Source organism: Exiguobacterium sp. SH31 (assembly GCF_001816105.1).
GTDB lineage: Bacteria > Bacillota > Bacilli > Exiguobacteriales > Exiguobacteriaceae > Exiguobacterium > Exiguobacterium aurantiacum_A.
This window is the reverse complement of record NZ_LYTG01000037.1, coordinates 1-15,392: the sequence shown is the minus strand read 5'-3', so window position 1 is coordinate 15,392 and position 15,392 is coordinate 1. Positions and strand designations below refer to the sequence as shown.

Annotated in this window: 14 protein-coding genes; 8 read left to right on the top strand and 6 right to left on the bottom strand. The window is 51.1% G+C overall.

All coding sequences use genetic code 11. The annotated features are described in order from the left end of the window. Positions 1 to 27 precede the first annotated feature (27 nt). Complete coding sequence (locus A6395_RS06000) at positions 28 to 1,305, bottom strand: glycoside hydrolase family 32 protein (RefSeq protein ID WP_071398322.1); 1,278 nt, start codon at positions 1,303 to 1,305, stop codon at positions 28 to 30. Further along, entirely contained in the window at positions 1,302 to 3,641 is a 2,340-nt protein-coding gene (locus tag A6395_RS05995; RefSeq protein ID WP_084812973.1) for a glycoside hydrolase family 65 protein, read from the bottom strand. The genes A6395_RS06000 and A6395_RS05995 overlap by 4 nt, the downstream gene beginning before the upstream one ends. A 172-nt stretch (positions 3,642 to 3,813) precedes the next feature. Between A6395_RS05995 and A6395_RS05990 the strand changes: the two genes are divergently transcribed. After that, positions 3,814 to 4,524, top strand: a complete 711-nt coding sequence (locus tag A6395_RS05990; RefSeq protein ID WP_071398321.1) for a DUF1189 family protein — start codon at positions 3,814 to 3,816, stop codon at positions 4,522 to 4,524. On the opposite strand, the gene A6395_RS05985 is transcribed toward A6395_RS05990, so the two are convergent. Further along, the gene (locus tag A6395_RS05985) at positions 4,525 to 5,541 is read right to left on the bottom strand and encodes a LacI family DNA-binding transcriptional regulator (protein ID WP_071398320.1); all 1,017 of its coding nucleotides are present in this window, start codon (positions 5,539 to 5,541) and stop codon (positions 4,525 to 4,527) included. A gap of 232 nt (positions 5,542 to 5,773) precedes the next feature. Here A6395_RS05985 and A6395_RS05980 point away from each other — a divergent pair, with 232 nt between their 5' ends. The 5 genes from A6395_RS05980 to A6395_RS05960 are packed head-to-tail and all read left to right on the top strand — an operon-like array spanning position 5,774 to position 11,238. Continuing rightward, complete coding sequence (locus tag A6395_RS05980; protein ID WP_071398319.1) at positions 5,774 to 7,051, top strand: ABC transporter substrate-binding protein; 1,278 nt, start codon at positions 5,774 to 5,776, stop codon at positions 7,049 to 7,051. Positions 7,052 to 7,107: 56 nt separating this feature from the next. Further along, on the top strand, positions 7,108 to 8,073 hold the full coding sequence (locus A6395_RS05975) for a carbohydrate ABC transporter permease (RefSeq protein ID WP_071398318.1): 966 nt from the start codon (positions 7,108 to 7,110) through the stop codon (positions 8,071 to 8,073). Positions 8,074 to 8,086: 13 nt separating this feature from the next. Further along, on the top strand, positions 8,087 to 8,911 hold the full coding sequence (locus A6395_RS05970; RefSeq protein ID WP_071398317.1) for a carbohydrate ABC transporter permease: 825 nt from the start codon (positions 8,087 to 8,089) through the stop codon (positions 8,909 to 8,911). 12 nt (positions 8,912 to 8,923) lie between these two features. Then, a complete protein-coding gene (pgmB, locus tag A6395_RS05965) occupies positions 8,924 to 9,574 on the top strand; it encodes a beta-phosphoglucomutase (protein ID WP_071398316.1) in 651 nt (216 codons plus the stop codon). A gap of 50 nt (positions 9,575 to 9,624) precedes the next feature. After that, the gene (locus A6395_RS05960; protein ID WP_071398315.1) at positions 9,625 to 11,238 is read left to right on the top strand and encodes an alpha,alpha-phosphotrehalase; all 1,614 of its coding nucleotides are present in this window, start codon (positions 9,625 to 9,627) and stop codon (positions 11,236 to 11,238) included. Between the two features lie 11 nt (positions 11,239 to 11,249). Here A6395_RS05960 and A6395_RS15970 read toward each other — a convergent pair whose 3' ends face one another. Then, positions 11,250 to 11,405: a hypothetical protein gene (locus A6395_RS15970; protein ID WP_158625507.1), complete on the bottom strand. Its 156-nt coding sequence runs from the start codon at positions 11,403 to 11,405 to the stop codon at positions 11,250 to 11,252. A gap of 49 nt (positions 11,406 to 11,454) precedes the next feature. Further along, positions 11,455 to 11,601, bottom strand: coding sequence for a hypothetical protein (locus A6395_RS16075; protein ID WP_173647376.1), 147 nt, complete (start codon positions 11,599 to 11,601; stop codon positions 11,455 to 11,457). Between the two features lie 247 nt (positions 11,602 to 11,848). Here A6395_RS16075 and A6395_RS05955 point away from each other — a divergent pair, with 247 nt between their 5' ends. Then, positions 11,849 to 13,291: a carbon starvation CstA family protein gene (locus A6395_RS05955; protein ID WP_071398314.1), complete on the top strand. Its 1,443-nt coding sequence runs from the start codon at positions 11,849 to 11,851 to the stop codon at positions 13,289 to 13,291. A gap of 41 nt (positions 13,292 to 13,332) precedes the next feature. Here the strand turns inward: A6395_RS05955 and A6395_RS05950 are convergent, their stop codons facing one another. Next, on the bottom strand, positions 13,333 to 14,460 hold the full coding sequence (locus A6395_RS05950) for a sensor histidine kinase (RefSeq protein ID WP_252100520.1): 1,128 nt from the start codon (positions 14,458 to 14,460) through the stop codon (positions 13,333 to 13,335). Positions 14,461 to 14,638: 178 nt separating this feature from the next. On the opposite strand from A6395_RS05950, the gene A6395_RS05945 reads away from it, so the two are divergent. After that, positions 14,639 to 15,392: NmrA family NAD(P)-binding protein (locus A6395_RS05945; protein ID WP_252100519.1), on the top strand; the 754-nt coding region annotated here is incomplete at its 3' end.

Below are 15,392 nucleotides of genomic sequence, written 5' to 3'. Positions count from 1 at the left end.
TATCATTTGTGATGCTCGTGTTTTTTATTAATAACGATGAAGCGTTGCGGTCACATCCCCAGTCAGTTCGTGGGTACGTTGATTGCTCGGGTAGACCCGACTTGAGAAGACGAATTCCCCGTCATTGACGAACACTTCGATTGAAGAAGCGTCGACGAAGATGCGGAACGTACGACCGTTCGCTTGCAGTCGGCGCACTTCTCGTCCGCGTGTCAATTCGAGTCTGTCGCCTGTTTTCGAGAAGGTAGCGGCCTTCCCGAAACAGGAGAAACAAAAGTCTCCTTGAGCTTCGACTGTAAGTTCAAACGCATCACCTTCAAATTTGGGTCCAGCCACACGATGACTGGTCTGGCGAAGGGACATCATTTCTTCGATTGGGGTCATGTATACCTGTCCATTTCGAAGCGACAATTCTCGCGGGATCGTCATTTGGTTCGTCCATCCCTCGATTTGTTCAGGCCAGTCGCGTTCCCACATAGCGTTCCAGGCGATCAAGATGCGTCGTCCTCGTTCGTCAAGGAACGTTTGGGCGGCGTAAAAATCGTGGCCGTAATCGAGTTCGGTAAAAGTGCCGTGTGTGAAGAGCGGGGCGTTCAAGTCAAGGTGACCGACGAAGTACCCGCACTGATGTAAGTTATGATACCGATCACCGTCTTGCTCCATCCCTTGGGGTGAAAGGAGCAAGACGTCGTGACCGTCAAGGTGAAACAGGTCGGGACATTCCCACATCCAACCGTGTTCGCCCGTCTCCCCAGCGATAACGCCGCGCTCAGACCAATGAATGGCATCGTCCGAGTCATAGAGGACGACTTTTCCGTCTGTCGCGTCACGCGTACCTAGTACCATGTAGTAGCGCCCGTCTTGTTCCCATACTTTCGGGTCGCGGACGTGAGCGTTACCCCGTGCGGGTTCGCCGGAGATGATTGGATTGTCTAAATGCTTTTTGAACGTGTTGCCATCTGCTGACGTGGCGAGGCATTGAACTTGCCTGAGCGCCTCGCGTTTCTCATCAAGCCACACGTTGCCGGTATAATACAAGTGAAGTACGCCGTCTTTCACGAGGGCGCTCCCTGAGAAGACCCCGTCCTGGTCATAGTCTAGACCGGGACGAAGGGCGATTGGTTTGTGCTCCCAACGAATGAGGTCGGTCGACGTGGCATGTCCCCAGTGCATATCGTCCCAGTCTACCCCGAACGGATGGTACTGATAGAACAGATGATAGACACCATTATACTGGCACAGTCCATTCGGGTCGTTCATCCAACCGAACGGCGGGGCGAAGTGATAGTGGGGACGAAACGTCATACCGACAGCACTTCGCTCGTGAAAGCGTCTACGATTAAACGTTCTTCGCCATACACTTCGATTGTGACGGCATCATCTGTTGGTTGACGTCGAGTGATCGTCACTTTTTCTTGCGTCGCCTTCACGTCGAGCGTCTCGCCTTGCCAGTCGATTGAGAACGTGAGTGAGGTCCAAGCTTTCGGGAGCATCGGCGAAATTCGAAGCTTGCCGCCTGTCATACGGACACCGCCGAAGCCATTGACGACTGCTTGCCAAATGCCACCAAGCGAAGCAGCATGGATACCGGCGTCTGACGTCTTCATGTTCGGGCCGAGATCGATTTCAGAGGCGCGGCGGAACAAATCGTATGCCAATTCTTGATCGCCGAGATCAGATGCCAAAACACTATGTGTCGATAAAGACAGTGACGAATCGTGCAACGTTTTCGGTTCATAATAGTTCCAGTTGGCGCGTTTCACGTCCGCAGAGAACAGATCTTCCAACAAATACATGAGAATCATAACGTCTGCTTGTTTAGACACTTGAATCTCGTTCACTTGTTCAAGGTTATAGTCGAGGAACAGCGAACCGACGTTCTCTTGATTCTTATACTTCGTCAAGTCGATGATCTCTTTTTGTAAATAGGTGTCGTCTTGTGGCAACACCCCGTCCTCGCGTACTTGTGGCAAGTAAATTAAGTCGAGCACGTGACGGAAGCGTTCGTCCGCCGTTTCTAGGTCGAGTTTGTCGTTCAACTGCTCGAAAAGTTCAGGTTTATCCGTACGGAGCAACTCGACATACTCGATTGCCTTGTTAATGTTCCAGTGCGCCGTATAGTTCGTGAAGGCGTTGTTATCGACGTGCTCTTTATACTCGTCTGGTCCAACTACTTCGTTGATCTCATAGCGCTTTGTTTCTTCATCCCACTCTAAGCGGCTTGCCCAGAACTTGGCTGTGTCGATAAGCAGTTCATACCCGTAGCGATCCATAAAGTCCTGGTCACCGGTGACATGGTAATACTGCCAAGCGGCGAAGGCGATGTCTGACGTGATGTGCTGCTCGATGAAGCCCGACCAAATTTTCGTTGCTTCACCTGTGACGATATCGGCCGCGCCCCAGATCGGTGTGACTTCACCATCATCAAGCCATGCCGACTCCCACGGGAACATGGCACCCTCGTATCCGTTCTCTTTCGCTTTGCGATGAGCGCCGGAAAGTGATTGGTAGCGGTACTCGAGCAGGCTGCGAGCGATTTTTGGGTTCGTATACGTGTAATACGGGAGAATAAATATTTCCGTGTCCCAGAACGTATGGCCTTTATACCCTTCGCCCGACAAGCCTTTCGCACCGACGTTCATCCGATTATCATGTTTCGGTGTCATGACGGCCAAGTGGTACTGTGCGAAGCGGATTGCGAGCTGGTCGAACATCGCGTTCGATTCGATTGCAATCGGGGCGTGCTCCCAGACAAGCTCGTTCCAAGTCTGGATATGCTCCTCGAGCAAGCGGTCGTATCCCATCGCCTCGATTTCTTTTGTCACGTTGAGCGCGTGATTCGCGAGTTCTTCGGTCGTCTCGACCGTCAATTCTTTGTCGCGTGATGTGAAGATGGTCGAATACTTCTCAATCGTCAACGTCTCGTCTTGGGGGATGATCATGTCCGAGTAGTCAAAGAAGATTTTACGACGATCCATCTTGATGATTGATTTTGGCTCGATTGTCTCATTGAGCATAAAGTGGTGCACGCTATGGAACGCGAAGTCGATGCCCGATTCGGTCGTCGTCTGAATTTGTTGCATGAAACGCCCGTCATATAAGCGTTTAGCCCCTTCGAGGAAATGTTGAACCCCGCTGTTTGTCGTTTGACCGTTTATGCCTGACGTAAGGGCGAGTACTGTCTGTTGCTTCGGCGTGATAGATACGCGTTGGGCGATACTATGCAAGTTCGCCATCGAGACGAACCGCTTGAAGACGAGTTCGAACACATCACCGTTTGGACTTTCCCACGTCACTTCTCGAATGAGTTCCGCTTGTTTTAGGTTAAGAGTGCGACGATAGGCGTGGATCTTTCCTTGTGTCAAATCGAAGCGAACCCCGTTCAATTTAAATTCCATCCATAAGACATCCGCCGCATTTGGCAGTTCTGTCACTTCGTTCGCCGCAAATTTATTGAACGTTCCGGCGACGAATAAGTTTCGTGTCTCGTTCGCATAATGTTCTTCTGTAACGGACCGTAGCCCCATATACCCGTTTCCGAGTGAAAACACCGTTTCGCCTTTGCCGAGCCACTCTGGTCGGAAACCGTCCTCTGAGACGAGCCAATTTTGTAAATCACCTGTGCCAGTCGTATAGTTCATCAGTGTGTTTGTCACGGTATAACCTCCTGTATGATAAAGCGCTTTCTTGATTCGACCCCATTTTATCCGAAACGTTTCGGATGTTCAACCACTATTTTTGATATATTGGGTTTATTCGAATGATAAATCGTGATTTAATGGGGTTAGAAACGTTTTAGGAAAGAGGTTTGTCATGGAGCAATTAGTTGCAAGTTTGGGATTTCGATTCGATCAAGTGAAAATGTGGCGCGACCAATCGATCTGGAAGTCGGTCTTTTACGTTTTGATCGCACTGTTGATCTCGAATACGATTGTTTACGGTGTGAAGTGGGTGAATCAATCTACTCAGCTGGTCGAGTTGCCGGCTTTTTCGGTGACGGATGCTGGATTGCAGTATGAGGAGGCGTTCGTTTTCGACGTGCCGGTACTTGATTTGACAGTCATGGTCGGGGAGGAAATACCGACGAACACGAAACAGACGCTATTGCTAGTGGATGAGGGGTGGGTCTTCAAACGGAGCGGTGTGGAGACGGAATTGAACGGTTACACGTCACTCTTGTCGTTCACCGGGAGCAGCGAACTATCCGAGCGTGACGTTCAAAGCGTATTGGAAGACTTAAACTGGTTTTACCCAGTCTATATTTATGGATCGATCCTGCTCGACCTTGTTGTTCATCTCATCTTGATTTCCTTGTTGGCGCTAGCTGGTCTCAGCTTCAAACGCTTCGTGCCAATCCGCTATAAGGAAGCGTGGACGATCACGGCGTATGGTATTACAGCTCCGCTCGTCGCTCGTACCATCATCGACCTATTACCGGTCAACGTCCCGATGCTTGCGGTGCTGTATTGGGCTACAGTTGGAATTTTTGCATTTATGACGATACGAAAAATCGGCGATGACTAATCATCGCCGATTTTTCGTGACTGATTCTCGTAAAACGAGTTGGTTATTGACGAACGCCTCGTGGGGGACGTCTTTTCCTTCGACAATATGAACGACCATCTCCGCTGCCGCCCGGCCCATTTCATACGGTTGTTGACCGATTGTCGTGAGTGGTGGCGATACGTATTGGGATAACAAGATGTTATCAAAACCGATAATCGATAAGTCCTCGGGCACATTCAGACCGAGTTCACGAGTTGCTTGAAGAACGCCGAGTGCCATGACGTCAGAAGCACAAAAGATGGCCGTTACTTCTGGGTGGTTCAATAAAAACGGTAGGGCGACTTCTTTAGCGGCGAGTTCTTCAAAATCACCATTCAATACGTAGTCGTCAAATGTATCGACCCCGTTCTCTTGAAGCACTTGACGGTAGGCGTCATAGCGTACGGTCGAGACATAGGCATGCGGGGAACCGTTCATAAAGGCGACATGGCGGTGGCCGAGGCGAAGCAAGTAACGGACTGCTTGTTTAGCACTCTCTAGTTGGTTAGACGTCACATACCCGGTATTTACGCCCTCGATTGGGATGTCGACTAAGACACAAGGGACCGTACTTTCAATTGCCTCAAGCAAGTAAGGGTCGTCGCGTTTTAATCCTTGGATGACGACGCCGTCGAGTTGGCGCTCGGCGCACATTTGACCGTATGTTTTATTTTTTTGTTTTGAAGTCGTTGTCGACAATAACACGAATTCATAGTCGAGTTTTGTTAGTTCGTCCGATACGCCGCATAACGTCTCAAACATGAAGTTGTCTTTGACGCTCTCGCGTTTTAGGTCGGTGACGAGAAAGCCGATCGTCTTTGACTGCTTCTTGACGAGGCTTCGTGCCAAAATGTTAGGGCTGTATCCGAGCTCTTTGGCGATGCTTAGTATTTTGTCGCGTGTTTCTTTGTTCACGTCATCGTACCCGTTGAGTGCTCGAGAGACGGTCGTGACCGAAAAACCTGAAGCTTTCGAGACGTCTTTTAAAGTTGCCATAGGTAGTAGACTCCTTATCACCGAAAACGTTATGAATGTTTTCCTGTAGAATGATTATATATCTATTCTAGTCGCTGATACATAAAGCTGCAAACCCTTATTTATCAAGGGTCGATATCGGATATAAAAAAATGCTTGCTTTCCGAAACGTTTCGGGTATAAAATCGAGTTGTGAGTTGAAAGCGGTTACTTAAAGTTTATTGATTAATCATCCATGAGGAGGAAATCACGCATGAATAAGAAAGTTTCGAAGCCATTATCAGTTTTAATGTTATCAGGTCTTGTCTTCACGGCAGCTTGCGGTGGAGAAGAAGAAGCTCAAGTGGCTTCAGACCCAACAGAACTCGAAGGAAAAGAAATCACAGTTGGGACTTGGAAGGGAACGGACGCTGAAGTGAAGGCGTTCGACGAAATGCTTGCTGCCTTTACCGACGAAACAGGCATCACCGTGAAGAAAAAAGTCTACAATGACTATCAAACCCAGTTGCAGACCGATTTGGTCGGTGGTACAGCGCCTGACGTCTTCTACGTCGATGCGTTTCTAGCACCCGAGTTATCGAAACAAGGTGTCCTCGAACCGATTGATCAGTATGTTGAACAAGCTGAAAAAGACCTTGGTGATTTCTACGAGCCGGCCATCAACGCGTTTAAGTCGGATGATAAATTGTTCGGATTGCCAAAAGACTATTCGACGCTCGGTCTTTACTATAACAAACAAATGATTGAGGATGCGGGCTTCACGGCAGAGGATATTCCGGCCGAAATGGAAGAACTTCCAGCTTTCCTCGCTGAATTAAAAGACAAGTTACCTTCGGGTGTCGCACCAGCCATTACAACATCTGAACTCGCACGTCATATGTTCGTCATGCAGTCGGGCGGTACGGATGTCGTCGACGGTGATGGAAAAGCGGTCTTATCACAACCTGATCAGATTGCAGCGCTTCAACCGCTTGTCGATGCGTATCAAGACAAGCTCGTTCAACGTCCAGCAGATCTTGGTCAAGGCTGGGCCGGTGACTCGTTCGGTGCTGAAAAAGCAGCCATTATGATTGAAGGAAACTGGGCGATCTCACATATCGAACAAAACTTCCCTGACGTTGAGATGGGAACAAAAGAAGTACCGACAATTGGTGGCGACAGCGGTTCTATGATGTTCACAGTGTCTTACTCACTGAACAGTGATTCGGATGAGAAGGCGGCTGGTTGGGAGTTCATCAACTACGCGACATCGAAAGACGGTATGAAGGTTTGGTCTGAAGGGGCAGGTGTCCTTCCATCGCTCAAGTCGATTGCTGAAGAGTTGAACCTGCAAGACGATGAATTGAAAGCACCGTTCGTTGCGGCTGGAGCTTACGCGACACCGTGGCAAAAAGGAGATTCACTCTCGATTGTTGCCCGTGAATACAACAACTTGTTGCCGGCAGCCCTCACAGGGGATATGACACTCGAAGAAGCGATGAAGCGCGCTGAAGAGGCCGCGAATAAAGATATCGAGACGCAGTTGCAGTAAGAAGAAGGGCTCGCGTGAAACCGCGAGCCTACTTTTGTTCGGAAAGGAAGGGTCAAATGGGCACTCAACTCGAGATAAATCGTCGTGCTGACACAGCGTCACAGGCGCCAGGTCCTCAAAAAAAGAAAGGGAACGAGCGTAATCGTCGGGAAGCCCTGCAAGGTGTCACGTTCATGTTGCCGACGATTATCCTCTTAGTGACGTTTACGTTACTCCCAATCTTCTATTCGTTATTCTTATCGTTCACGCGCGTCAACTTGTTTGGCGGAATTGATTTTCAATGGGTCGGTTTCACGAACTACGTCAACGCCTGGAACGATGACCGGGTTTGGGCGGCGCTAAATAATACGTTCCGTTACGCACTCTTCGTCGTACCGATCCAGACGGCGGTCGCCCTTCTCATGGCGGCGGTCCTCAACTCTGGAATTCGGTTCCAAAACACGTTCCGGACAATCTATTTCTTGCCGACGCTCACATCGAGCTCGGCGCTGACGATGATTTTCATGTTCCTGTTCAGTTTGAACGGGCCGATTAACAATGCGCTCGTCAACTTTGGTTTGCTCGAGGCACCGATCAACTTTATCAACGAGACCGATTTTGCGCTTGCGACGATCATGGTCATGAACATTTGGTCGACGGTACCATTTTTTATGACGATTTACCTCGCGGGACTTCAAGATATCCCGACTTCTTTATATGAGGCGGCATCGTTAGATGGAGCGAACGCATGGCAGAAATTGATGAAAATTACGGTCCCAAACCTGACACCCGTCACGAACTACGTCATTTTGATGGGGATCATCGGTTGTTTCCAACTGTTTGATCAAGCCTATATCATATCTGGTGGGACAGGTGGACCGAACAATGCGACGCTCACGTTCTCGCTGATCATTTATCAATATGCGTTCCAAACGATCGGGACGATGGGCTACGCCTCGGCGCTCGCCATCATTTTGACGATCATCATCTTTACCGTATCGATGCTTGCTCGGAAGTTAAATAAAGAAGAATCCAACTACTAAGGAGGAATGGGATATGAAAAAGAGAAAATGGCCACGGATTCTCATGTATGTCATTCTCGTTTCATACGCGCTCGTCACGATGTACCCATTCCTATGGGCAGTGCTCGCATCGTTCAAACCGTATAGCGAGATTGTCGCAGGTGGTCTGACACTTTGGCCCGAAAATCCGACGCTTGCGAACTATGAACACATCTTCACGAACGATCCATTGTTTCCGCGTTGGATCTTAAACTCATTTTTCATCGCGACAGTGGGGACAATCATCAACGTCATTTTTAATACGATGGCCGGTTATTCACTTGCCCGCTTGCGATTCCCAGGTCGGAACTACTTGTTCTTGCTGATTCTAGCGGTCATGATGGTCCCGGGACAGATTTTGCTCATCCCGAACTATCTCATCATGCGCTCGCTCGGCATTTTAGACACGTATGCGGCGCTGATCGTACCTGGTGCGATAAACTTTGCCTATATCTTCTTGATGCGGCAATTCTTCATCAACTTCCCACGTGAAGTCGAAGAGGCGGCTCAAGTCGATGGATTGAACCGATTCCAGACGTTTTGGCGCATCGTCTTCCCGATGGCGAAAGCCTCGGTCGCGACGCAAGCCGTCTTCGTCTTTCTCGGTTTCTGGAACGAATTCTTGAAGCCGCTTCTCTATATCACATCGCCAGAGAAGTATACGCTCACGCTGGGACTTCAGTCGTTCCAAAGCCAAAACGCGACACAATGGAACTACATCATGGCGGCCTCGGTCGTCAGTATCGTCCCAATCATCATTTTGTACATCGTGCTGAACAAGTACTTCATGCAAGGTTTACGACTCGGTGGGGACAAATAAGGAGAGATGGATATGAAAGCTTTTATTTTTGATTTGGATGGCGTCATTACAGACAGCGCTGAATATCACTATTTAGCGTGGAGAGCGCTCGGGGAAGAACTGTCGATCCCGTTCGACCGTGAGTTCAACGAGACGCTAAAAGGTGTCAGCCGGACGGAGTCGCTCGAACGAATTCTGCGTCTCGGTGGCCGGGAGAACGATTTCTCGACAGAAGAGAAGGAACAATTGGCCACGAAGAAGAATGAACACTATGTGTCACTCATCAAAAACATCACGCCTGATGACGTCTTGCCAGGGATTGAGGCATTTTTGAGCGAGTTGAAGCAAGCCGGCTATAAGATTGGTATGGCCTCGGCCTCAAAAAACGCATTGATGGTGACGCGTCAGCTCGGCCTGCTCGATGCGTTTGACCATATCGTTGACGCGGCGACGGTCGCGCAGTCAAAACCGGATCCTGAAGTATTCTTGAAAGCGGCAGAAGCACTCGGGGTCGAACCGAAGGCGTGTATTGGAGTCGAAGATGCGGTGGCCGGTGTCGAAGCGATTCATGCGGCCGGTATGTTCGCTGTCGGAATCGGTGACCCAGCCGTCCTGACAGAAGCGAATATTGTCTTCACAGACACGACCGGACTCACGCTCGACAACGTATTGACACATATTTGAATGTTGCCTCGAGTGAAAACGCTCGAGGCCTTTCTATAGGGGGAGATAAAATGAAGCGAACATGGTGGAAAGAAGCAGTCGTCTATCAAGTGTATTGGCGCAGTTTCTTGGATACGAACGGGGATGGCTACGGAGATTTAGAAGGAGTCCGTCAAAAACTAGGCTACATCAAAGAATTAGGTGCCGACGTCGTCTGGCTCAATCCGTTTTACGTCTCACCCGACAAAGACAACGGCTATGACATCGCTGACTATTACCGGGTCATGGACAAGGCAGGGACGATGGAGGACTTCGAGCGACTGCTCAAGGAAGCACACGAGCTCGGCCTGAAAGTTATTTTAGACCTCGTCGTCAACCATACGTCGGATGAGCACCCGTGGTTTCGCGAAGCAAAAGCATCCAAAACGTCGCCGAAACGAGATTATTACATTTGGCATGACCCGGTCGATGGGGAGGCGCCAAACAATTGGCGCTCGTACTTCGCGCCGTCATGCTGGGAGTATGACGAAAGAAGCGCCCAATATTATTATCATTCGTTCGCCGTCGAGCAACCGGACCTCAATTGGGAGAATGAAGAGCTGCGACACGAAATCTACAACATGATGCGCTTCTGGCTCGACAAAGGCATCGATGGCTTCCGGATGGACGTCATCAATTTACTGGCGAAGCGCAACGATTTATCGGACGTCGACAATCCATACGATTTGAGTTACTTGGCCAACAATCCGGGTATTCACGACTATTTGCAAGAGATGCGTGACGAGGTGCTCAAGCATTACGACTGTATGACGGTCGGCGAGATCCCATTCGTCGCACCAGAAGAAGGACTGTTGTATGTCGACGAGGCACGTGGAGAGCTCGATACGCTGTTCCACTTCCAAATCGCCGATGAGATGCCGACATGGGACATGCTTCGGTTCAAACAAATTCAACGGGATTGGTATGAAGGATTGAACGGGCGAGGGTGGAACTCGCAATTTTTGAACAACCACGATCACACGCGTCAAGTGACCCGTTACGGGAACGATGGGGAGCACCGCGTCGCCTCTGCCAAGCTACTCGCGACACTCACGCATACGCTGCCGGGGATGCCATATATTTATCAAGGGGAAGAGATCGGCATGACCGGCGTTAAGTTCGACTCGATTGACGACTATCAAGACATCGCCATGAAAAATCGCTACGCTGAGGAAGTCGGGAAAGGACGAGACCCGAAAGACGTGCTCGCGAGTCTACAACTGCTTAGCCGGGACAATTCACGGACGCCGATGCAGTGGAACGCACAGAAGCATGGGGGTTTTACAGACGGCAAGCCCTGGATGCCAGTTAATCCGAATTATGAGCGTTTGAATGTCGAGACAGATTTGTCGCGAGAGGATTCGGTGTTTCACTATTATCAACAGTTGATTCGACTTCGGAAAAACAATCCTGCGCTCATATACGGAGAGTTCACCGATTTATTGCCAGAGGATGAGTCACTTCACGCTTATGAACGGAAATTAGGACAGGTCCGTTTCGTGATTGTCTTGAATCATTCGCACGAAACACGGACTCTTCCATTTTCGATCGACGCTCAATCGCTCGTTCTTCAAAATGTGGAGAATGGAACAGACGGATTGCTTCCGTACGAAGCGCGAATTTACATGACACCGACCGCCCGATGAGGCGGTCGGTGTCATGTTTTCTTTGGTGAATCGCTAAATGCAAAATACAGACCGACCCCGAGCGCAAGCCCGAGAAGATAGTTGTCGAAAGCAATCGCGAACGTGACGCCGACGCCGAGTGCAAGCGGGAAAGCGTAACTCCCTGTCGTATGTTTTGATTCGGACATAGAGTCCACCTCCTTTGCCTATCTTCTACGTGCGGTTCGTCAAAACGTTTCATGCTTTTTTCTTCGTTCCTTGGAAAGCAAAGAACATCGCGATGCCGATGCCAAGACCGAGCCACCAATTATCGAACAACAGTCCGAAGATGACGATGAAGGCGACGGCGACCGGTAGTGCTAAATATCCACGTTGTCGTTTCATTTGATTCATCCTTTCCCTACGTCTCTCCTTGACTGTTCCCGGAAGCGGAATGATTCATTCTAAAAGTAACCGTTTTCATAAGAACGGCTTAACATCAACGTTTGTCTAAAAAATGAACATTGTTATTTTCATGTGAAATAGTGAGCAATTGTATCTATCCACCCGTAGAAAAGCCTGTTATATTTTAATTGTGATAAACTTCACAATCAGAAATCATACATGGTTCATATTATAGGAGGAAGAGAAGATGATTACATTTTTTATCGCACTAGGATTATTATTGGTCGGGTACCTCGTTTACGGTCGTTACGTCGAGAAGACGTTTGGCATCAAGGAAGAGCGGACGACGCCCGCCTATGCGTCACGGGACGATGTCGACTATGTACCGATGGGCACGAAACGGAACTCGATGATCCAACTGTTGAACATCGCCGGCGTCGGTCCAATCTTCGGTCCGATCATGGGGGCGCTTTACGGTCCGGTCGCATTTCTTTGGATCGTGGTCGGTTCGATTTTTGCCGGGGCGGTACACGACTATTTGACCGGGATGATCTCGCTCCGCAACAACGGGGCACACTTGCCACAGCTCGCCGAGAAGTTCCTCGGCCGCTCGCTCCGCCACGTCGTCAACGGGTTCGCGCTCTTGTTGCTACTGCTCGTCGGGACGGTGTTCGTCACGTCACCGGCCAACATGATCAACAACTTGTTCGACGGTAACGCGTCGACGCTCGCCTGGGTGCTCTTTGCCATCTTCGGCTACTATATTTTGGCGACGCTCTTACCTGTCGATAAGATCATCGGCCGCATCTATCCGTTCTTCGGGGCGCTCCTGTTGATCAGCGCCGTCGGCATCGCCGTCAGCCTGTTCGCCCAAGGCTATCAGGTCCCGGAGATGACGTTCACGAACATGCATCCGGACGGCTTGCCGATCTGGCCGCTCTTGTTCTTCACGATCTCGTGTGGCGCGCTCTCAGGATTCCACGCAACGCAGTCACCGATCATCTCGCGGACGACGATGAAAGAGAGCAATGGCCGCAGCATCTTCTATGGCATGATGATCGTCGAGGCCGTCATCGCCATGATCTGGGCAGCGGCCGCGATGGCCATTTTCGAGCCGGGTGAACTGCTCGCGATGATCAACGCCGGCACACCGGCGCTCGTCGTCCAAGAAGTGGCGACGCTCATGCTCGGAAGCATCGGCGGCACGCTCGCTATCCTCGGCGTCATCGTCTTGCCGATCACGTCAGGTGACACGGCGTTCCGTAGCGCCCGGATGATCATCGCCGACTACATGAAAGTCGCGCAGAAGAAGTTCGCATCACGCCTTTGGATCGCACTCCCGTTGTTCGTCATCTCGTTCATCTTGACGAAAGTCGACTTCCGTCTCCTCTGGCAATATTTCAACTGGGCCAACCAGACGACGGCGGTCATCGCCTTGTTCGTCGGGGCGACGTACTTGTACATCAAAGGACGCAACTACTGGATCGCGCTCGTCCCGGGGACGTTCATGCTGTATGCGGTCTGGTTCTATATCTTGACGGCGCCGATCGGCTTCAAGATGGACGGAATCATTCCGTACGTCATCGCGACGGTCGGGACGGTGACGTTGTTCGGATTGTTCTTCAAGCACGCCAAAGCGATGCGCGCCCAAGATCTCGAGTGCGACGCACCGGTTCGAAAAGCCGCATAACAAACAGGGGCCCGGCATACATTGCCGGGCCCCTTTGTTGATCAGTCATATAAGTAAATCGAGAACGTCGTCCCTTCTCCGTACACGGAGTCGGCGTGGATGCCCCAACCGTGCGCCTCGGCGATCCGTTTGCAGATGCGCAGGCCGAGCCCGGTCCCTTTGATCGGACGGTGGGAGTCGGAGTCGACCCGGTAGTACTCGTCAAAGATGTACGGGATGGACTCAGGAGGGATACCGATGCCTGGGTCACGGACGGACAAGACGAGCGTCGTATCGTCCATCGAGCCCGTAATCCGGATCGTCCCGCCTTTCGGTGAATACTTGATGGCGTTGCCGATCAAGTTGTGAAGCAGCTGCAACAACTTCTCCTGGTCGGCCTCGATCGTCGCGTCGCAAGTGGACAAGACGACCTGGTGATTCGGGGATGTCGTCTCATAGTGGGCGACAATCCCTTCAAGAACCGGTTTGAGTGCGAACGTCGACAGCGTCAGCAAGTCCGCGGAGTAGTTGACGCGTTGATAGTCGAGGAAGTTATCGACGAGCCGCTCGAGCCGCTCCGCCTCTTGCTTCACGAGCGTCAGCATGCCGTGCGTCTTCTCGTCAGCGGTATGTTGGTACATGAGCAGTTCGGTGTAGCCGCTGATGGCGGTGAGCGGTGAGCGGAACTCATGCGACAACTCGGCCAAAAACGAGTCTTTCTGCTCCTCGAACCGGCGTGCTTCGGTCTCGTCGCGCCAAAGGATGAACACGCCACGCGGGGTGTGGGTGAAGTTCAAAATGAGTTGCAGCGTCCGGTCGCCCAGCTGGAAGTAGTGGGGTTCCATGCTCGGACAGCAGCCGAAGCGATTGTCGAGCAATTCTTCCCAAAAAGACGTCACGGCGACCGGGTCGGCCCCGTTCCGTTCGAACACGTCATGGAAGAAGCGGCTCAAGGTCTCGAAATCGTTGAAGCGCCGTGTCGTCAGCGACGGACAGAAAGCACGGAGCGGTTGGTTCGTATACAGGCGATTGCGGGTAAAATCGATATAACAGACGGCATCCTGCACTTCCTCAATGAGTGAAGCGATGGGGGAGTGCGGCAGGCGTCGTGCTGAATAGTTCGGGATGGCTCGTTTTGGACGTGTTCGGCCGTGCCTTGCGGATGAACGATAAAATCGGTTTCGGTCCATGCGTCGGCCTCCTCTCTACGATGTCGATTGATCTGTCTCTATTATACGACATTGTGCAGTATTTCCCTATATAGTCCATGGACCTACCTAAAAATGAGAAGAAATCGGGACGACTGGCACAAATTGTTCAAACACAGATAAGTGAACGTATAAGACAATGGAAAGAGGAGGGATTATTATGAAGCAAGCGATTTTAGTGACTGGTGCGACCGGGAACGTCGGACAATACGTCGTGAAGTATTTAGAAGAACGGGGAGAAGCAGTCGTCGTTGCCGGGAGTAAGTTAGACGAGCTACAGCGGCGCTTCCCGACGGCGGCACGACACGTCGAACTCGATTTTGAAAACCCGGACACGTACGAAGCGGCGCTCGACGGGGTCGATCGCGTCTTTTTGATGCGTCCGCCACAGATCGGGGATGCGGACGTGTTCGTTCCGTTCATTGAGGCGATGGCCGAACGTTCGATTCGGCTCGTCGCTTTTCTTTCACTCATGGGCGTCGAGACGAATCCGTTCCCGCCCCACTATAAGATCGAGAAGTATATCGAGCAGTCAGGTGTTCCATCCGTTCATATCCGGCCGGGTTTCTTCATGCAGAACGTGACCGGCGTCCACGCCGAGGAGATCCGTCAAGACGACGAGATCTTCATCCCGGCCGGTAACAGTCAAGTCAGCTTCATCGACGCCGAGGATATCGGCAAGGCGATCGCGTACGTCTTGGCCGACCCGGAGTCACATCGCAATACGGCCTATACGCTCACCGGACCCGAGGCGCTCGATTATGTCGACATCGCCAACCAATTGACGATTCTGACCGGGCGGCGCATCACGTACGCCAAGCCGAGCATGCTGCGCTATCGCTCACACTATATTCAGGAACGTGGCCTGGATCCAGCGTATGTGAATGTGACGATGGCGCTCTACCTCATGACAC